An 18,502-nucleotide genomic window follows, 5' to 3' on the forward strand; every position below is an offset into this window, starting at 1 on the left:
ATGACGAACGAGACGTGGACCGTGGCCGTGCTGGGCCCCGGTGGTGTGGGCGGTTTGCTGGGCGGGCTGCTCGGGCGCGGTGGGCACCGGGTGGTCTGTGTGGCGGGCGAGGGCACCGCGGGGGCGCTGCGGGAGCGCGGCCTGACGGTGCGGAGCGGGGTCTTCGGCGAGTTCAGGGTGCCGGTGGAGACGCGCACCGTACTGGACGAGCCGGTGGACGCGGTGTTCGTGACCACGAAGGAGAACCATCTGCGGGAGGCGCTTGAACGGGTGCCCGCCGACGTCCTCGGCGGCGGTCTCGTCGTGCCGCTGCTGAACGGGTTCGAGCATGTGCCGGTGCTGCGCGGGCGGTATCAGGACCGGCAGGTCGTGCCGGGCATCATCAGGGTCGCCTCGGCCCGTACGGAGCCCGGGCTGATCGTGCACACGAGCCCGTTCACGGACATCGAACTGGCCAGCGCGACCGCGCCCGCGGACCGGGTGGCCGCGCTCGCCGACGTACTGCGCGGCAGCGGGGTCGCGGTGACCGTGCGGGCGCCGGAGGACGAGGGCGCCATGCTGTGGGAGAAGCTGTCGTTCCTGCTGCCGCTCGCCCTGTTCACCACCCGCTACCGGGTGCCGATCGGGGTGGTGCGCGCCGAGCACCGCGACGATCTGGTGGCGGTGGTGGAGGAGACGGCGCGGGTGGGCCGGGCCGCGGGGGCCGCGATCGCCCCCGAGGCGGTGCTCACGCTGCTGGACGCGGCGCCCGCGGGCATGGGCTCGTCGATGCAGCGGGACGCGGAGTCGGGGCGCGCGACCGAACTGGACGCGATCGGCGGCGCGTTGCTGCGGGAGGCCGCGCGGCAGGGCACGACGGTACCGGTCACGGCGCGGCTCGTGGCGGAGCTGGGCGGCATCTGACCACCGCGCGTTCCCCCGCAGGGTCCCTGCGGGGGTTCACCGCGGCCACGGGGGACGGCGGGCGGACGCGCCCGTCCCCCGCCGCACGCGCCCACGCCCGCGGTACGTGGCCGTCCCCGCGATACGTCCCCGCCCCCGCAGGGGCTCTCAGACCCGCACCGGTGCCCCCGACTCCCCCAGCACCCGCTTGACGTCGCCGATCCGCAGGTCGCCGAAGTGGAACACGGAGGCGGCCAGCACCGCGTCGGCCCCCGCCGCCACCGCGGGGGCGAAGTGGGGCAGGCTGCCCGCGCCGCCCGAGGCGATAACCGGGACGGTGACGTGGCGGCGCACCGCGGCGATCATCTCCAGGTCGTAGCCGTCCCTGGTGCCGTCGGCGTCCATCGAGTTGAGCAGGATCTCGCCCGCGCCGAGGTCGGCGGCGCGGTGCGCCCACTCCACGGCGTCGATGCCGGTGCCGCGGCGCCCGCCGTGGGTGGTGACCTCGAAGCCGCCCGCGGGGGTGCGGCGGGCGTCGACGGAGAGTACGAGCACCTGGCGGCCGAAGCGCTCGGCGATCTCCCTGATCAGCTCGGGTCGTGCGATCGCCGCGGTGTTGACGCCGACCTTGTCGGCCCCGGCCCGCAGCAGCCGGTCCACGTCCTCGGCGCTGCGCACCCCGCCGCCGACGGTGAGCGGGATGAAGACCCGCTCCGCGGTGCGGCGCACCACGTCGTAGGTGGTCTCGCGGTTGCCCGACGAGGCGGTGATGTCGAGGAAGGTCAGCTCGTCCGCGCCCTCGGCGTCGTAGACGGCGGCCATCTCGACGGGGTCGCCCGCGTCGCGCAGGTTCTGGAAGTTGACGCCCTTGACGACGCGTCCCGCGTCGACGTCGAGGCAGGGGATGACACGGACGGCCAGGGTCATGCGCCGCCGCCTCCCCCACCGGCGCTCGCCCCGCCGCGCTCCCCGTCGGGCGCCCCCGGCGCCCCGTACGCCTCAAGTTCCACTTCCACCAGCATCCGCGAGTCCACGAACCCCGACACCACCAGCAGGGTGGCGGCGGGCCTCACCTGGTCGAAGAGTTCGCGGTGGGCGCGGCCCACGGCGTCCACGTCGCGGGCGTGGGTGAGGTACATCCGGGTGCGGACGACGTCCTGGACGCCGAGGCCGAACGGTTCGAGCGCTTCGAGGGCGTTCGTGAACGCCACCCTGGCCTGCTCGTACGGGTCGCCCTCGCCGAGCAGCACCCCGGCGCGCAGCGAGGTGGTGCCGCTGACCAGGACCCGGTCGCCCGCCGCCACGGCGCGTGCGAACCCGATGGACTCCTCCCAGGGGGAACCGCTCTGCACCCGCCGCTGCGCTGACGTCATGACGACACCGTCTCCAATGCCTCTTCGAGGGTGAATGCCCTGGCGTACAGAGCCTTGCCCACGATCGCGCCCTCCACGCCGAGCGGTACGAGGCCGCCGAGTGCGCGCAGGTCGTCGAGGGACGAGACGCCGCCGGAGGCGACGACGGGGCGGCCGGTGGCGGCGCAGACGTCGCGCAGCAGGCCGAGGTTGGGGCCCTTCAGGGTGCCGTCGACGCCGATGTCGGTGACGACGTAGCGCGCGCAGCCCTCCTTGTCGAGGCGTTCCAGGGTCTCGAAGAGGTCGCCGCCGTCGCGGGTCCAGCCGCGGCCGCGCAGGGTGGTGCCGCGCACGTCGAGGCCGACGGCGACGCGGTCGCCGTGCTCGGCGATGACCCGGGCGACCCACTCGGGGGTCTCCAGGGCGGCGGTGCCCAGGTTGACCCGGGTGCAGCCGGTGGCGAGGGCGGCGCGCAGGGTGGCGTCGTCGCGGATGCCGCCGGAGAGTTCGACCTTGATGTCCATGGCGGCGGTGACCTCGGCGATCAGGGCGCGGTTGTCGCCGGTGCCGAAGGCGGCGTCGAGGTCGACGAGGTGGAGCCACTCGGCGCCCGCGCGCTGCCAGGCGAGGGCGGCGTCGAGGGGGGCGCCGTAGGAGGTCTCGGTGCCGGACTCGCCGTGCACCAGGCGTACCGCCTGTCCGTCGCGCACGTCGACGGCGGGCAGGAGTTCAAGGGTGCGGGGTGTGGTCACAGGGTCTCGATCCAATTGCTCAGCAGCCGGGCTCCGGCGTCGCCGGACTTCTCGGGGTGGAACTGGGTGGCCCACAGGGCGCCGTTCTCGACGGCGGCGACGAAGGGCTCGCCATGGGTGGCCCAGGTCACCAGGGGCGGGGCGAGCGCGGAGTGCGCGGTGTCCATGGTCCAGTCGTGGACGGCGTACGAGTGCACGAAGTAGAAGCGGTCCCCGGGGTCCGTGCCCGCGAACAGGCGGGAGCCCTCGGGGGCGCGGACGGTGTTCCAGCCCATGTGGGGGACGACGTCGGCCTTGAGGGGGCCGACGGTGCCCGGCCACTCGTCGAGTCCTTCGGCCTCCTCGCCGTGCTCGATGCCGCGGGAGAACAGGACCTGCATGCCGACGCAGATGCCGAGCACGGGCCTGCCGCCGGCGAGGCGGCGGCCGATGATCCAGTCGCCGCGGGCCTCGCGCAGGCCGCGCATGCAGGAGGCGAAGGCGCCGACGCCGGGGACGAGGAGCCCGTCGGCGTTCATGGCCGTGTCGTAGTCGCGGGTGATCTCGGCGTCGGCGCCCGCGCGGGCGGCGGCACGCTGCGCGGAGCGGACGTTGCCGAAGCCGTAGTCGAACACGACGACGTGCGGGGTCCGCGGGGTGGGCGCGGTCAATCCCATACCCCCAGCCTGAGGATGCCCGCCACCAGGCAGAGGGCGGCGGAGAGGGACAGCAGCACGATGAGCCCCTTGGGCATCTGCTGCTTGGCGAACGAGATGATGCCGCCGACCAGGAAGAGGCCGACGAGGATGAGGACGGTGGAGAGCCCGTTCATGGCCTAGAGGGCGCCCTTCGTGGAGGGGAGTATCCCGGCGGCGCGCGGGTCCCGCTCGCTGGCGTATCTGAGGGCCCTGGCGAGGGCCTTGAACTGGCACTCGACGATGTGGTGGGCGTTGCGCCCGTAGGGCACGTGGACGTGCAGCGCGACGCGGGCCTGGGCGACGAAGGACTCCAGGATGTGCCGGGTCATCGTGGTGTCGTAGGTGCCGATCATCGGGGCCATGTTCTCGGGCTCGGTGTGCACGAGGTAGGGGCGTCCCGAGAGGTCGACGGTGACCTGGGCGAGGGACTCGTCGAGGGGGACGGTGCAGTTGCCGAAGCGGTAGATGCCGACCTTGTCGCCGAGTGCCTGGTGGAAGGCGGCGCCGAGGGCGAGCGCGGTGTCCTCGATGGTGTGGTGGGTGTCGATGTGGAGGTCGCCGTCGGTCTTCACGGTGAGGTCGAACAGGCCGTGCCTGCCGAGCTGGTCGAGCATGTGGTCGAAGAAGCCGACGCCGGTCGACACGTCGACCCGGCCGGTGCCGTCGAGGTCGAGGAAGACGCTGACCGAGGTCTCCTTGGTGGTGCGCTCGACGCGTGCCGTGCGCTCCTGGTGCTGGGGCGTCATCCGCTGTGCTCCTTCTTGAGTGCGCGTACCGCGTCGAGGAACGCGTCGTTCTCCTCGGGGGTTCCGGCCGTGACCCGCAGCCGCCCGGGGACGCCGGTGTCCCGGACGAGGACGCCGTGGTCGAGCAGCCGCTGCCAGTAGCGGCGGGCGCCGTCGGGCCCCTCGAACGGGCCGAACTGGACGAAGTTGGCGTCGGAGGCGGTGACGTCGTAGCCGAGGGCGGTCAGTTCCGCGGCGAGCCGGTCACGCTCGGCCTTCAGCCGCTCCACGTACTTCAGCAGCGTGTCGGTGTGTTCGAGGGCGGCGAGTGCGGTGGCCTGGGCGACGGCCGAGAGGTGGTACGGCAGCCGTACGAGCTGGACGGCGTCGACGACGGCGGGGTCGGCGGCGAGGTAGCCGAGGCGCAGCCCGGCGGCGCCGAACGCCTTGGACATGGTGCGCGAGACCACGAGCAGCGGGCGCCCGGCGAGCAGCGGCAGCAGCGAGGTGCCGTGGCTGAACTCGACGTACGCCTCGTCGACGATGACGACGGTGGGCTTGACGGCCTGGGCGGCGTCGTGGACGGCGAGGACGGTCTCGGCCGGTACCGCGTTGCCCGTGGGGTTGTTGGGGCTGGTGACGAAGACGACGTCGGGGCGGTGCTCGGTGATCGCGCGGGTCGCGGTGTCCGGGTCGAGGGAGAAGTCCGCGCGGCGGGGCGCGGCCCGCCAGCCGGTGCCGGTGCCGCGGGCGATCAGGCTGTGCATCGAGTACGAGGGTTCGAAGCCGAGGGCGGTGCGGCCGGGGCCTCCGAAGGTCTGGAGGAGCTGCTGGATGACCTCGTTGGAGCCGTTGGCGGCCCAGACGTGGGCGGTGGTGACCTCGTGGCCCGAGGTGCGGGTGAGGTAGCGGGCGAGTGCGGTGCGCAGCTCGACGGCGTCGCGGTCCGGGTAGCGGTTGAGGTCGCGGGCGGCCTCGCGGACCCGCTCGGTGATGCGGTCGACGAGGGCGTCGGGCAGCGGGTAGGGGTTCTCGTTGGTGTTGAGCCGTACGGGAACGTCGAGCTGGGGCGCCCCGTAGGGGGACTTGCCGCGCAGCTCGTCCCGTACCGGCAGGTCGTCGATGCGGGTCACGCGCCTGGCACCTGCCATCCGAAGCGGGCCCTGACGGCGGCGCCGTGCGCGGGCAGGTCCTCGGCGTCGGCGAGCGCGACGACGTGGTGGGCGACCTCGGCGAGCGCGTCCTCGTCGTACTCGACGATGTGGATGCCGCGCAGGAAGGACTGCACGGAGAGGCCCGAGGAGTGGCAGGCGCAGCCGCCGGTGGGCAGGACGTGGTTGGAGCCCGCGCAGTAGTCGCCGAGAGAGACGGGAGACCAGGGGCCGACGAAGATCGCGCCCGCGTTGCGCACGCGCGCGGCGACGGCGGCGGCGTCGGCGGTCTGGACCTCCAGGTGCTCGGCGGCGTAGGCGTCCACGACGCGCAGCCCCTCGTCGACGCCGTCGACGAGGACGATCGCGGACTGCTTCCCGGCGAGCGCGGGGCCGATGCGGTCGGCGACGTGCTTGGTGGCGGCGACCTGGGTGGCCAGCTCGGTCTCGACGGCGTCGGCGAGCGCGGGCGCGTCGGTGACGAGGACGGAGGCGGCCAGCGGGTCGTGCTCGGCCTGGCTGATCAGGTCGGCGGCGACGTGCACCGGGTCGGCCCCGGCGTCGGCGAGGATGGCGATCTCGGTGGGCCCCGCCTCCGCATCGATGCCGATACGGCCCTTGAGGAGGCGCTTGGCGGCGGCCACGTACACGTTGCCGGGCCCGGTGACGAGGTCGGCGGGGGGGCACTCGGCGGTGCCGTAGGCGAACATCGCGACGGCCTGGGCGCCGCCCGCGGCGTAGACCTCGTCGACGCCGAGGAGGGCGCAGGCGGCGAGGATCGCGGGGTGCGGGAGGCCGCCGAACCCGCTCTGCGGCGGGGAGGTGACGGCGATGGAGCCGACGCCGGCCTCCTGTGCGGGCACGACGTTCATGACCACGGAGGACGGGTAGACGGAGCGGCCGCCGGGCACGTAGAGGCCGACGCGGGAGACGGGGACCCACTTCTCGGTGACGGTGCCGCCGGGGACGACCCGGGTGGTGGTCTCGGCGCGGCGCTGTGCGCGGTGGACGAGGCGGGCGCGCCTGATGGACTCCTCCAGGGCGGCGCGCACCCCGGGGTCGAGCGCCGCGAGCGCCTCGGCGGGCGCCCCTGTCGGCACCCGGAGCGCGTCGGGCCTGATCCCGTCGAACTTCTCCCCCCAGTCGAGGACCGCCGCCGAGCCGCGATGCCGCACGTCGTCGCAGATGGGCCGCACCTTCTCCAGGGCGGCTTCCACGTCGAGCTCGGCTCGGGGCAGCAGGTCGCGCAGGGCCGCGCCGTCCGGGAGGGCGGCGCCGCGCATATCGATTCGGGAGATCACATGCCCGATTCTCTCAGACCCCGGCGCATGACATGACGCCCGTATCACTGGCTGGTCACCGCCCCCGCCCCCTCTCCCCCATCCCGTCCCGCAAGGCTTCCTTCATCGCCACAGGCAGGCCCAGAATCCTCGGGCGACCGAGAACCATCACGTTGCGGCGACCCGGGAGTTCGGGACCTCCCCCCACCGGGAATGAGGTTGTACGAAGCCGCCTAGTACTAATGGTCCTCCAAAGGTCGTACGGGACCTTGGTACGGGGCCTTGGCACGGGGCCGTGCAGCGGTGCAGCGGAGGGACACGAAGCAGTGGACGGCAGCACCGGCGAGCCGCCGGACGACCTGACGGACCCCGAGGTCCGCATGTGGCAGGCGTTCCGCAACGGGAGCCTGTTCGACGCCAGGCGCGGCGACCCCGAGATCGACGCGCCGCACGGCGGGCACCCCTGGGGCCCCGAGCGCAGCGTGCGGGCGCGCATCGTCGCCTGGCTGCTGCTCGACGGGCCGCCCGCGCTGGCGGGGCGGGTGTCCTCGCTGAAGCTGCGCGGGGTGCAGATCACCGGCACGCTCGATCTCGCGGGCGGCATCGTGGTGCCGTACGTGGAGCTGGCCGACTGCCGCTTCGAGGAGAAGCTGCTGCTGCCCGAGGCCCGGCTGACCACGCTGCGGATGGTCAACTGCTCGCTCCCGCGGGTGGAGGCGGCCCGGCTGCACACGGAGGGCGACCTGCATCTGCCGCGCTGCCGGGTGCACCAGGGCATACGGCTGACGGACGCGCACATAGGCACGGACCTGATGTTCAACCAGGCGGTGGTGCACCGCGGCACCCGCATCCAGTCGGTCATGGGTGACGGGATGACCGTGGGCCAGGACTTCCAGGGCGAGCTGATGGAGTCGCACGGCGAGGTGAGCCTGCGCGGCGCCCAGATCGGCGGCTCGCTCAATCTGCGCGGCGCCCAACTCGCCCACGACTACGGCAAGTACGCGCTCAACGCGCCCCAGCTCACCGTCGAGCGCACGGTGTACATGACCCCGGCGAGCCTGACCGACCCGGCGCAGAGCAGCGGGCGCACCCCGGCGCGCGGGACCCGGGTGCAGCGCTTCGAGTGCCGGGGCGGGGTCAGGCTCGACGACGGCAGGTTCGGGGACTCGCTCGACCTGGAGCGCGCACGGTTCTTCCTGCACAACGACCAGTACCTGTCGCTGCGCCGGGTGCAGACCCCTGAGCTGCGGTTCCTGTGCGACCGGCCGGAGCGCGGGCAGGTGACGCTCTCCGGCGCCCGGGTGGCCAACCTCGTCGACAAGCCGACGAGCTGGCCGCGCGCCGGGGGCCTCAGGATGAACGGCTTCCGGTACGAGAACCTGATCCCGGACGACGCGTTCTCGCTGGCGCAGCGGCTGCGGTGGATCGAGGCGGCGACGCCGGAGTACAGCCCGGAGCCGTACGAGCGGCTGGCGTCGGTGCTGCGCGACCACGGCGACGACGCGTTCGCGCGCGAGGTGCTGCTCGCCAAGCAGCGCCGCCGCCGGGAGACCCTGCCGGTGGCCGGGAAGGTCTGGGGGTACGTGCAGGACTGGACGGTGGCGTACGGCTACCGTCCCGGGCGTGCCGCGCTGTGGATGGCGGTGCTGTGGGCGGCGAGCACGGTGGCGTTCTCGCACGCGGACCATCCGCCGATCCAGGGCGACGAGCACCCCGACTGGAACGCGCCGCTCTTCGCGCTCGACCTGCTGATCCCGGTGATCGACCTGGGCCAGGACGGGTACTGGCGGCTGCACGGCGGCTGGCAGTGGGCGGCGGCCGCGGTGATCGGGCTCGGCTGGATTCTCGCCACCACGGTGGCGGCGGGCGCGACACGGCTGCTCAGGCGGGGCTGAGGCGGGTCCCGGGGGCCGGCCGGGTGCGGGCCCGTGGCGGGTTCAGGGGGCGGCGGGCCCGGGGCGGCGGCCCCGCGGGCGGGGCCTGGAGGGGCCGCGTGGGGGCGTCCTGGTGCGGTTCGGCCGGGCGTCGTGGTGGCGTGGGTGCGCGGCACCGTTAGGCTTTCGGCTCGTGACCACCGTCCGTCTTCCGCTGTTCCCGCTGAACTCGGTGCTGTTCCCCGGCCTCGTGCTGCCGCTGAACGTGTTCGAGGAGCGGTACCGAGCGATGATGCGCGAACTGCTCAAGACCCCGGAGGGCGAGCCCCGCAGGTTCGCCGTCGTCGCGATCCGCGACGGCCATGAGGTGGCGCCGAGCGCGCCGGGCATGCCGGACAGCACGTCCCGGGAGGACCGCGGCCCCACCGCGGGCTTCGGGGACGATCCGGCCGCCGCCTTCCACGCCGTCGGCTGCACGGCCGAGGCGGCCACCGTGCGGGAGCGCCCCGACGGCAGCTTCGAGGTGCTGGCGACCGGCACCACCCGGGTGCGGCTGCGCTCCGTGGACGCCTCGGGCTCCTTCCTGACGGCAGAGTTGGAGGAGCTGGCGGAGGAGCCGGGGGACGAGGCGGGGGCGCTCGCCGAGGGCGTGCTGCGGGCGTTTCGCTCGTACCAGAAGCGTTTGGCCGGGGCCAGGGAGCGCTCGCTGTCCACGGGTACGGAGCTGCCGGACGACCCGGCGGTGGTGTCGTACCTGGTGGCGGCGGCCGCGATGCTCGACACGCCCACCAAGCAGCGGCTGCTCCAGGCGCCCGACACGGCGTCCAGGCTCCGCGACGAGCTGCGGGTGCTGCGGGCGGAGACCGCCGTCATCCGGCATCTGCCGTCGCTGCCCGCGGTGGAGCTGACCCGGGAGCCCACCAGCCTCAACTGAGGCGGCGGACCCGGGCGGGCGATGCGGGAGGGGATGTCCGATGGCGAGGAAGAAGTCGGGGCAGGGCTCCAGGGCGGGCGGTACCCCGGCGACGGTGGCGCTGGCCGCGGCGGGGGTGGCGCACACCGTGCACGCGTACGCGCACGACCCGGCGCACCCGTCGTACGGCGAGGAGGCCGCACAGGCGCTGGGGGTGGCCGCGGAGCGGGTCTTCAAGACGCTGGTCGCGGAGGTCGACGGGGCGCTGACGGTGGCCGTGGTGCCGGTGGCCGGCACGCTGGACCTGAAGGCGCTGGCGGCGGCGGTGGGCGGCAAGCGCGCGGTGCTGGCGGACCCTGCCGCAGCGGAGCGCGCCACCGGCTACGTCCGCGGCGGCATCTCGCCGCTGGGGCAGCGCAGGAGGCTGCCGACGGTGCTGGACGCGTCGGCGTCGGAGCACGCCGCCGTCTGTGTGTCGGCGGGCCGCCGCGGGCTTGAGGTGGAGCTGGCCCCGGCGGACCTGCGGTCGCTGACCGGGGCGGTCGTGGCGCCGGTGGGCCGGGTCTGAGCGGCTCTCGCGCGGACCGGGCCCGCGGCGCGGGGGCGTGGTGTCAGGAGGGCCGCTCGGGGCCCTGCTCGCCGGGGCCCTGCTCGCCGTGGTCGCGGCCGTAGGGGGCGTCGTGGGGGGCCGCGCCGCCCTCGTGCCCGGGGTGCCCGGCGGTGGGCACGGGGTAGAAGGCGGGGGCGGGCTCGGGGTCGCGTGGCCCGAAGGCGGCGGTCAGCCCGAGGTGGGCCAGCATCGCCACGAGCGGCCAGGCGAGCAGCGCGCCCTTGGCTTTGAGTTCGAGGGGGGCGTCGAAGGCGACGCCCCGGCCGACGTGCTTGGCGTGTGCCACGACGTCCTGCTCGGGGCCGAGCGCGAGGCCGAGGCGCCAGCCGACCACGCTCGCGGCGAGGGCGCCGAGCGCCAGGCCCACCACGATCAGCACCCCGCCGCGGCGCCTGACAAGGAACACCGCGAGCGCGCTCAGCAGCCCGAGCCCCGCGGCGACGAGCGTGAACGTGCCGTCCACCCCGATGGCCTGCTCCCCCTCGCTGTCCTTGAGATAGACGGCGCGGGAGTCGGCTATCAGGGGGATTCTGGGGGACAGCCAGAGCCAGAGCAGCCCGAGCAGCACACCCCCCACCGCGACCGCGAAGAAGATCACGGCGGACTGTCGTGCCTCGGTCCTCATGCCGGGACCCTCCTCCCCCTCCTCGGGGGACTTCCGGAGCGACACGGCGCCGGGGGCGTCCGCGTCCTGCCGGGAGTCGTACGGGGGCTGCTGGTGCGCTGGAGTCAACGGAGCGGTCACCCTCACATCGTGTCAAACGAGCCTGTGGCGTGCGTCACCGGACCGCTGCCCGCCGGTAGGCCCAGGTGGCCACGGCGAGCGAGACGATCCCGACCCCGGCGAGGACGGCGAGGTCGAGCCCGACGGCGGCCCAGTCGGTGCCGCGGCCGAACGTCCGCGCGAACGCCTCGACACCATACGTCGACGGCATCAGGTCGCGCGCGTACTGGACAGCCGTGGGGAGCCGTTCGGGCGGCAGCACGCCGAGCAGCAGCGCCGCCGACATGCCGAGCTGTCCGAGCAGGGTGGCCAGCTCGGGGCGGGGCGCGAGCAGCCCGAGCGCGGCGCCGAGCCCGGAGAGCGCCGCGCCCGCGAGCGGTACGACGGCGGCGAGCACCCACAGGTGGGCCACCGGGAGCTGGAAGAGGGCGCAGCCGACCCCGGCGGTCACCACGGTGCCGGGCACGGTGAACGAGGCGTAGGCCGCCGCGGCGCCCAGCACCACGGCCGCGGGCGGCACCGGCAGGGTGGCGTAGTGGTCGAGGCCGCCGTCGGAGCGGAGCCTGCCGAAGTACTGGGCGAGGAGGTTGAGGGCCACGAAGGCGACGACGAGCACGGCGGAGCCGGCGACGACGGACTGGGCGTCGCTGCCGCCATCCACCACGCCCCGCATCAGGACCATGATCCCGACGGACTGGAAGGTGGCGACGAACAGCAGCGGGATGCGGGCGACGCGGGCGCGGGAGAGCTGGGCGCGGTAGACGGCGGCGAGCGCGGGCAGCAGCCGGGCGCGGGGCGCGAGCGGCGCGGGGGCGCTCACGGCGGGCCCCGGCTCCCCGGGGGCGCCACGGTCGGCGGCCCTGATCGGTACGGCGCTCACCATGCGCTGCTCCTGTTCTGCGCGGGGGGCGCCTGGCGGCCGTGTCCTGCGGTCATGCCTTCACCAGCCCGTCCGCGTCGCTGCCGGCGCCGCCGAGGGCCAGGTAGACGTCTTCGAGGCTGGGGGTGGTGACGGTGAAGTCGTCGAGCGCGGCGAAGGCGGCGCCCCCGGTGACGGCGGCGACGGCGGCGCGTGCCTCCTCGGGGGCGAGCCTGAGGGTCCAGCGGCGTCCGGACTCGACGGCGGACGAGCGCAGGGCGGCGACCTCGGGGATGTCGAGGGGGGCGATTTCGCGCCACATCAGTTCGACGCGTACCTCGCCGGCGACGCGCTCCTTGAGCCCCGCGGGTGTGTCGCAGGCGACGACGCGGCCGCGGTCGAGGACGGCGACGCGGTCGAGGACGGTCTCGGCCTCGATGACGTTGTGGGTGACGAGCAGCACGGTGGTGCCGCGCTCGGCGCGGCGCCGGTCGACGGCGGCCCATACGGCGCGCCGTGCGACGGGGTCCATGCCGGTGGTGGGCTCGTCGAGGACGAGCAGCGGCCGCTCGCCGACCAGGGCGGCGGCGACGCAGGCGAGGCGGCGCTGGCCGCCGGAGAGCTTCTTCAGCGGGCGGGCGGCGAGCGGGGTGAGGCCGAGTTCGGCGAGCACGGCGTCCCGTTCCGCGCGGGCCGCGGCGGCGCCGAGGCCGCGGAGCCTGCCGGTGGTCTCGGCGGCGAGCGCGACGGTCAGCTCGTCGAGCGCGGTGGACTCCTGGCCGAGGTGGGCGAGGAGGCGTGCGGCGCGCTCGGGGTGGCCCACGATGTCGTGTCCGAGGACGGTGACACTGCCCCTGTCGGGCCGCATGAGGCCGGTGAGCTGGCGCACCAGGGTGGACTTGCCCGCGCCGTTGGGTCCGAGGAGGCCGAAGACCTCGCCGCGGCGGATGTCGAGGCGCACCCCGTCGGTGGCCCGCACGGCGGGCACCGCGGGCACACCGCGGCGGGCGCGTGCGGCGGGGTAGGTCTTGACCAGATCCCGCACCGCACAGACGACGTCGCCGCCGTGGCAGGCCGGTTCGGTGCGGGTACTCACGGTGTACGAGCGTACGTGGTCGGCGGCGGGCGGCGGAGAGCGGGGCCGTGCGGGCCGGTTCGCGCGTGTCCCGGCGCCGGTGCGGCGCGCGCGGTCAGCCCGTGGCGGGGCCGGGGGGCGCGGCGGGTCCTTCGGGGGCCGCGGGGGTCGGGGACTTGGTGTCGATCTCGCGCCAGAAGCCGGCCCTGATCGCGTAGCGGTCATGCTCGTCGATCTGGTCGTCCTTGTGGGCGAGCAGGCCGAACCTGGCCGCGTAGCGCAGGAGTTCCCCGTCGACCCGGTGCGGGATGCGGGGGTACATGTCGGCGAGTTTCCGCAGCGGGATGCTCTCGGGCAGGCGGGCCGTCCAGCGGCGGGCGAAGACCTGCCCCACCTCGAAAGGGTCGCCTCCCACGGTGGTGATGTCCTCCTCGCGGTCGGCCCAGCGCTGCTCGGCGGTGGTGAGTTGGGCGAGGGTGGGCAGGCCCGCGGCCTCGGGGGGCTCCGCGGCGGGGCGTTCGACCCAGCCCTTGTCGGATGACCAGCGCAGGGTGGCGCCCGGCTGGTGCTGTGCGGGCGGGCCCGCGGGGGTGTGCAGCGCGGCGAGGTCCTTGGGGGTGGGCACGCCCTTGCCGGGGGCCGCCCTGTCCTGGGTGCCGTTGTCCCGGGCGGCGGCGGGTTCGGGCGGCGGGGTCTCGCGCGGGGGCTGCGCGGGAGCGGCGCGCGGCGAGGGGGCCAGGGTGGACTCGGGCAGCGGCGCGGAGAGGATCGCGGCGATCTCGGGGCGGGGCACGGGCGATGGCGCGCAGACCCCGCCGAAGTCCCTGGCCCGTACCGCTCCGGTGATCCAGGCCCGGTCGAGGACGCGGCGCTCGTCGGCCTCCGCGACCAGGTCCTCCGACTGGTTGTAGTCGCCGTCGGCGGCCTGGACGGCCCACAGGTGGACGGCGACGCCGTGCTCCTTCGCGGCCATCATGCCGGGCAGCAGATCGCCGTCGCCGGTGACGAGCACCACATCGGAACAGGCGCCGTTGCGGGCGAGTTCGGTCAGCTCGGCGTGCATGGCGGCGTCGACGCCCTTCTGCGCCCAGCGGCCGTCGCTGCGGGTGAGCGCGCCGAGCCGTACGGTCACCCGGGGCATCACCCGCAGCCTGCGGTGCTCGGGCTGCGGCACGCGGTCGGGGGCGCCGTCGAACCAGTAGATCCGCAGGAGGGGGCGCTCGGTCTCGGCCTCGGCCCGGTCCCGCAGGGCCTGGACCAGCGCGGGGTGGTCCACGGTGATGCGGGACCTGGACGGCTCCCCCGCGAGGAGGCTGGCCGCGGCCCCCAGCAGATATCCGGCGTCCACCAGGACAATGCAGCGGTCCACGCGATCCACCTTCTCTCCCTCTGGCGTCGTGACGGTCGCCCGCCGGGTGCTCCCGTGCACCCCGCCGCGAGCGGGTGCATGACGGTTTCCCACGAGTCTGCCCGACCGTACGGGTGTTAACGGCCGGAACTCGATCTTCGGCGTGGCGCATACCGGCCGGTACCGGGACGGACACGGCCGGTGTACCCCTCGCACTCACGTGCCGCTTTCCCCTGACGCACGGCGACGGACGGCGAGGGACGACGCCGGGAACCCGGACCACCCCGAGCCACCACACCCGACCGTCACGCAGGGTTATTTTCCGAAGTGCACCCTTTACCACCCTATGTGAATCTGATCGTGGCCCCGAGATCCCCGGGAGGCAGATCACCATGGCCAAGAACAAGAACCGTAAACAGGCGACCCGTCCCGAGCAGGGCGCGGACGGCGGGCGGTCCGCGCAGGAGAAGACGCAGGGCGAGGGCGGGCCGGAGCCGATGGCGTCCGGTGGCGCCCCGCGCAAGCAGCGCCGCTTCGGCCACAACTGACCTGCCGCGCGCGTGCGGCCCGGGTGAGGTGTGGGGCGGGCCGGGCGCGGGGCGGCACGAAGGGGCGGGACCCGGGAAGTCCGGGCCCCGCCCCTTCGCCGCGTCCGGCTCCGCCTAATCAGCCGGCCAGGCAGGAGGGCCCGAGGAGCACCTTGAGGTCGCCGAAGAGCGCCGGGTCGGGCTGCACCCGGTGGCGGTCGAGCCGTAGCACGGTGGTCTTGCGGGCGTCCTGGAGCTTGATGCGGACCTCGCTGTTGCCGCGGTGGTGGTTCAGGATCTCGCCGAGCCTGCTGACCATGGGCGGGGTCACCCTGACCGTCGGGATGGTGATCACCACGGGGGCGTTGGCACCCGCGTGGGACAGGTCGGGCACGCTCAGCTCCATGGCGACGAGCCGCGGCACGTCCTCCCGCTTGTCGAGGCGGCCCTTGACGAACACCACCACGTCCTCGACGAGCTGGGTGGAGACCAGTTGGTAGGTGGCGGGGAAGAACATGCACTCGATGGAGCCGGCCAGGTCCTCCACGGTGGCGATGGCCCAGGCGTTGCCCTGCTTGGTCATCTTGCGCTGGAGCCCGGAGATGATGCCGCCGATGGTGACGACCGCGCCGTCCGCGTGCTCGCCCCCGGTGAGCTGGGAGATCGCGGCGTCGGCCTTGTCGGTGAGGACGTGCTCGATGCCGAAGAGCGGGTGGTCGGACACGTAGAGCCCGAGCATCTCCCGCTCCTGCGCGAGGAGGTAGGTCTTCTCCCACTCCTCCTCGGTGAAGACGACGTCCATGCCGAAACCGGACTCCTCGGCGCCCTCCTCCCCCATCCCGCCGAACAGGTCGAACTGGCCCTCGGCCTCCTTGCGCTTGATCTGCACCACGTTGTCGATCATGGGCTCGTACTGCGCGGTGAGGCCCTTGCGGGTGTGGCCGAGCTGGTCGAAGGCGCCGGCCTTGATCAGGGACTCGGTGGTGCGCTTGTTGCAGACGACGGCCTCCACCTTGTCCAGGTAGTCGGGGAAGCTGGTGAACTTCCCCTTGGCCTTGCGGCTGCGGATGATCGACTCGACCACGTTGGTGCCCACGTTGCGCACCGCGGAGAGGCCGAAGAGGATCACGTCGTCGCCCTGCGCGGCGAAGGTCGACACCGACTCGTTCACATTGGGCGGCAGCACCTTGATGCCCATGCGGCGGCACTCGTTGAGGTAGACGGCCGACTTGTCCTTGTCGTCCTTCACCGAGGTCAGCAGCGCCGCCATGTACTCGGCCGGGTAGTTGGCCTTCAGATACGCGGTCCAGTACGTGACCAGGCCGTACGCGGACGAGTGCGCCTTGTTGAACGCGTATCCGGCGAACGGCACCAGGACGTCCCAGAGGGCCTGGATCGCCTCGTCGCTGAAGCCGTTCTTGCGGGCGCCGCCCTGGAAGATCGTGAAGTTCTTCGCCAGCTCCTCGGGCTTCTTCTTGCCCATCACCCGGCGCAGCACGTCGGCCTCGCCGAGCGAGTACCCGGCGACGATCTGGGCGGCCTTCTGCACCTGCTCCTGGTAGACGATCAGGCCGTGGGTGAGGCCGAGGACCTCCTTCAGGGGCTCTTCCAGCTCCTTGTGGATCGGCGTGATCTCCTGCTGGCCGTTCTTGCGCAGCGCGTAGTTGGTGTGCGAGTTCATGCCCATGGGGCCCGGCCTGTAGAGGGCCGAGACGGCGGAGATGTCCTCGAAGTTGTCGGGCTTCATCAGCCGCAGCAGGGAGCGCATCGGGCCGCCGTCGAACTGGAACACGCCCAGCGTGTCGCCGCGGCACAGCAGGTCGTACGTCTTCGGGTCGTCCAGCGGGATGGCCAGCAGGTCGAGCTTGGTGTTCTTGTTGGACTCCACCATCTTGACGGCGTCGTCCATGATCGTCAGGTTCCGCAGGCCGAGGAAGTCCATCTTCAGCAGGCCGAGCGACTCGCAACTCGGGTAGTCCCACTGGGTGATGGTGACGCCGTCGGTGTGCCTGACCCAGACCGGGGCGTGGTCGATGATCGGCTCGCTCGACATGATCACGCCGGCGGCGTGCACGCCCATCTGCCGCACCAGGCCCTCGACGCCCTTGGCGGTGTCGATGACCTTCTTGACGTCGGGCTCGTTCTCGTACATCCCCCGCACCTCGCCCGCCTCGGAGTAGCGGGGGTGCTGGGTGTTGGTGATGCCGTCGAGGTCGATGCCCTTGCCGAGGACGTCGGCGGGCATCGCCTTGGTGATGCGGTCGCCCATCGCGTACGGGTAGCCGAGGACGCGCGCGGAGTCCTTGATGGCGTTCTTCGCCTTGATCTTGCCGTAGGTGCCGATCATGGCGACCTTGTCGGCGCCGTACTTCTCCGTGACGTACCTGATGACCTCGACGCGCCTGCGCTCGTCGAAGTCGATGTCGACGTCGGGCATGGAGATGCGCTCGGGGTTCAGGAACCGCTCGAAGATCAGTCCGTGCTCGATCGGGTCGAGGTCGGTGATGCCCATCGCGTACGCGACGATGGAGCCGGCCGCGGAGCCGCGCCCCGGGCCCACCGCGATGCCGTTGTTCTTCGCCCACATGATGAAGTCGGCGACGACGAGGAAGTAGCCGGGGAACCCCATCTGGATGATGACGTCCATCTCGTACTGGGCCTGCCGCTGCCGGTCGTCGGGGACGCCGGAGGGGAAGCGGCGCTCCATGCCGCGCCTGACCTCCTCCTGGAACCAGGTGACCTCCGTGAAGCCCTCGGGGATGTCGAACTTCGGCATCAGGTCGCGCTTCTCGAACATCCCACTGGTGTCGATCTGCTCGGCGACCAGGAGGGTGTTGCGGCAGCCCTCCTGCCAGGCGTCGGAGGAGTCGACCGCGTACATCTCGTCGGTCGTCTTCAGGTAGTAACCGGTCCCGTCGAAGCGGAAGCGGTCGGGGTCGGAGAGGTTCTTGCCGGTCTGGATGCACAGCAGTGCGTCGTGCGCCGTGGCCTCGTGGGCGTACGTGTAGTGCGAGTCGTTGGTCACCAGCGGCGGGATGCCGAGCTTCTTGCCGATCTCCAGCAGGCCGTCGCGGACCCGGTGCTCGATGTCGATGCCGTGGTCCATCAGTTCAAGGAAGTACCGGCCCTTGCCGAAGATGTCCTGGTAGTCGGCGGCGGCCTGCACGGCCTCGTCGAACTGGCCGAGCCTGAGCCGGGTCTGCACCTCCCCCGAGGGGCAGCCGGTGGACGCGATCAGCCCCTCGGACCACTGGGAGATCGTCTCCTTGTCCATACGGGGCCACTTCTGGAGCCAGCCCTCCGCGTACGCGTCGGAGGAGAGCTTGAACAGGTTGTGCAGACCCGTCCTGTCGGCCGCCCAGATCGTCTTGTGGGTGTAGCCGCCGGAGCCGGAGACGTCGTCGCGCTTCTGGTGCGGCTGGCCCCACTGGATCTTCCGCTTGACCCGCCGCGACTCGGGCGCCACGTACGCCTCGATGCCGATGATCGGTGTCACGCCCGACTTCTTCGCCTGGTGGAAGAAGTCGTAGGCGCCGTGCAGGTTGCCGTGGTCGGTCATCGCGATGTGCGTCATGCCCATCTCGCCGCACGCGTCGAACATGTTCTTCAGCCGCGCCGCCCCGTCAAGCAGCGAGTACTGGGTGTGCACGTGCAGGTGCGTGAACGGGGGCTTGTCGGACGATGACGCCACGGCGGGGTCCTCCAGGGGGCTGACGGGACGGCGGGGGCCCAGGGGCCATCTGAAACCCTACG

At 73.1% G+C, this 18,502-nt stretch carries 18 protein-coding genes; 5 read left to right on the forward strand and 13 right to left on the reverse strand.

The annotated features are described in order from the left end of the window. The gene (locus ACIBIW_RS15355; protein ID WP_399336109.1) at positions 1 to 903 is read left to right on the forward strand and encodes a ketopantoate reductase family protein; all 903 of its coding nucleotides are present in this window, start codon (positions 1 to 3) and stop codon (positions 901 to 903) included. 147 nt (positions 904 to 1,050) lie between these two features. Here the strand turns inward: ACIBIW_RS15355 and hisF are convergent, their stop codons facing one another. Genes hisF through hisD form a run of 8 tightly spaced genes read right to left on the reverse strand, consistent with a single transcriptional unit; the run spans position 1,051 to position 6,840 of the window. Next, complete coding sequence (gene hisF / locus ACIBIW_RS15360; RefSeq protein ID WP_399336111.1) at positions 1,051 to 1,809, reverse strand: imidazole glycerol phosphate synthase subunit HisF; 759 nt, start codon at positions 1,807 to 1,809, stop codon at positions 1,051 to 1,053. Further along, the gene (locus tag ACIBIW_RS15365) at positions 1,806 to 2,255 is read right to left on the reverse strand and encodes a RidA family protein (RefSeq protein ID WP_399336113.1); all 450 of its coding nucleotides are present in this window, start codon (positions 2,253 to 2,255) and stop codon (positions 1,806 to 1,808) included. Before ACIBIW_RS15365 ends, hisF begins: the two co-directional genes overlap by 4 nt. Beyond that, positions 2,252 to 2,986 carry a bifunctional 1-(5-phosphoribosyl)-5-((5-phosphoribosylamino)methylideneamino)imidazole-4-carboxamide isomerase/phosphoribosylanthranilate isomerase PriA gene (priA, locus tag ACIBIW_RS15370; protein ID WP_399336115.1) on the reverse strand — a complete coding sequence of 245 codons (735 nt, stop codon included), beginning with the start codon at positions 2,984 to 2,986 and terminating at the stop codon, positions 2,252 to 2,254. Before priA ends, ACIBIW_RS15365 begins: the two co-directional genes overlap by 4 nt. After that, on the reverse strand, positions 2,983 to 3,642 hold the full coding sequence (hisH, locus tag ACIBIW_RS15375) for an imidazole glycerol phosphate synthase subunit HisH (protein WP_399336117.1): 660 nt from the start codon (positions 3,640 to 3,642) through the stop codon (positions 2,983 to 2,985). Before hisH ends, priA begins: the two co-directional genes overlap by 4 nt. Next, on the reverse strand, positions 3,633 to 3,797 hold the full coding sequence (locus ACIBIW_RS15380; protein WP_399336119.1) for a hypothetical protein: 165 nt from the start codon (positions 3,795 to 3,797) through the stop codon (positions 3,633 to 3,635). Before ACIBIW_RS15380 ends, hisH begins: the two co-directional genes overlap by 10 nt. 3 nt (positions 3,798 to 3,800) lie before the next feature. Continuing rightward, complete coding sequence (hisB, locus tag ACIBIW_RS15385) at positions 3,801 to 4,409, reverse strand: imidazoleglycerol-phosphate dehydratase HisB (RefSeq protein WP_399336121.1); 609 nt, start codon at positions 4,407 to 4,409, stop codon at positions 3,801 to 3,803. After that, entirely contained in the window at positions 4,406 to 5,539 is a 1,134-nt protein-coding gene (locus ACIBIW_RS15390) for a histidinol-phosphate transaminase (protein ID WP_399336123.1), read from the reverse strand. Before ACIBIW_RS15390 ends, hisB begins: the two co-directional genes overlap by 4 nt. Next, a complete protein-coding gene (hisD, locus tag ACIBIW_RS15395) occupies positions 5,518 to 6,840 on the reverse strand; it encodes a histidinol dehydrogenase (RefSeq protein WP_399336125.1) in 1,323 nt (440 codons plus the stop codon). Before hisD ends, ACIBIW_RS15390 begins: the two co-directional genes overlap by 22 nt. Before the next feature lie 359 nt (positions 6,841 to 7,199). Between hisD and ACIBIW_RS15400 the strand changes: the two genes are divergently transcribed. The 3 genes from ACIBIW_RS15400 to ybaK all read left to right on the forward strand — a co-directional run bounded on the left by ACIBIW_RS15400 (position 7,200) and on the right by ybaK (position 10,174). Then, on the forward strand, positions 7,200 to 8,714 hold the full coding sequence (locus ACIBIW_RS15400) for an oxidoreductase (RefSeq protein ID WP_399336712.1): 1,515 nt from the start codon (positions 7,200 to 7,202) through the stop codon (positions 8,712 to 8,714). Between the two features lie 172 nt (positions 8,715 to 8,886). Continuing rightward, complete coding sequence (locus ACIBIW_RS15405; RefSeq protein WP_399336127.1) at positions 8,887 to 9,627, forward strand: LON peptidase substrate-binding domain-containing protein; 741 nt, start codon at positions 8,887 to 8,889, stop codon at positions 9,625 to 9,627. Positions 9,628 to 9,667: 40 nt separating this feature from the next. After that, entirely contained in the window at positions 9,668 to 10,174 is a 507-nt protein-coding gene (gene ybaK, locus ACIBIW_RS15410; RefSeq protein WP_399336129.1) for a Cys-tRNA(Pro) deacylase, read from the forward strand. A 43-nt stretch (positions 10,175 to 10,217) separates the two neighbouring features. On the opposite strand, the gene ACIBIW_RS15415 is transcribed toward ybaK, so the two are convergent. The 4 genes from ACIBIW_RS15415 to ACIBIW_RS15430 all read right to left on the reverse strand — a co-directional run bounded on the left by ACIBIW_RS15415 (position 10,218) and on the right by ACIBIW_RS15430 (position 14,243). Continuing rightward, complete coding sequence (locus tag ACIBIW_RS15415; RefSeq protein ID WP_399336131.1) at positions 10,218 to 10,961, reverse strand: hypothetical protein; 744 nt, start codon at positions 10,959 to 10,961, stop codon at positions 10,218 to 10,220. 34 nt (positions 10,962 to 10,995) lie between these two features. Then, on the reverse strand, positions 10,996 to 11,823 hold the full coding sequence (locus ACIBIW_RS15420; RefSeq protein ID WP_399336133.1) for an ABC transporter permease: 828 nt from the start codon (positions 11,821 to 11,823) through the stop codon (positions 10,996 to 10,998). A 49-nt stretch (positions 11,824 to 11,872) separates the two neighbouring features. After that, entirely contained in the window at positions 11,873 to 12,895 is a 1,023-nt protein-coding gene (locus tag ACIBIW_RS15425) for an ABC transporter ATP-binding protein (protein ID WP_399336135.1), read from the reverse strand. Between the two features lie 94 nt (positions 12,896 to 12,989). Then, on the reverse strand, positions 12,990 to 14,243 hold the full coding sequence (locus ACIBIW_RS15430) for an NYN domain-containing protein (RefSeq protein WP_399336137.1): 1,254 nt from the start codon (positions 14,241 to 14,243) through the stop codon (positions 12,990 to 12,992). Between the two features lie 371 nt (positions 14,244 to 14,614). Here ACIBIW_RS15430 and ACIBIW_RS15435 point away from each other — a divergent pair, with 371 nt between their 5' ends. Then, positions 14,615 to 14,770 (forward strand): hypothetical protein, encoded by a 156-nt coding sequence (locus ACIBIW_RS15435; RefSeq protein WP_399336139.1) that lies wholly within the window; start codon positions 14,615 to 14,617, stop codon positions 14,768 to 14,770. A 118-nt stretch (positions 14,771 to 14,888) separates the two neighbouring features. Here ACIBIW_RS15435 and dnaE read toward each other — a convergent pair whose 3' ends face one another. Beyond that, complete coding sequence (gene dnaE, locus ACIBIW_RS15440; protein WP_399336141.1) at positions 14,889 to 18,440, reverse strand: DNA polymerase III subunit alpha; 3,552 nt, start codon at positions 18,438 to 18,440, stop codon at positions 14,889 to 14,891. Positions 18,441 to 18,502 lie beyond the last annotated feature (62 nt).

Origin of the sequence: Streptomyces sp. NPDC050560 (assembly GCF_044457285.1) — a bacterium.
Taxonomy (GTDB): Bacteria; Actinomycetota; Actinomycetes; order Streptomycetales; family Streptomycetaceae; genus Streptomyces.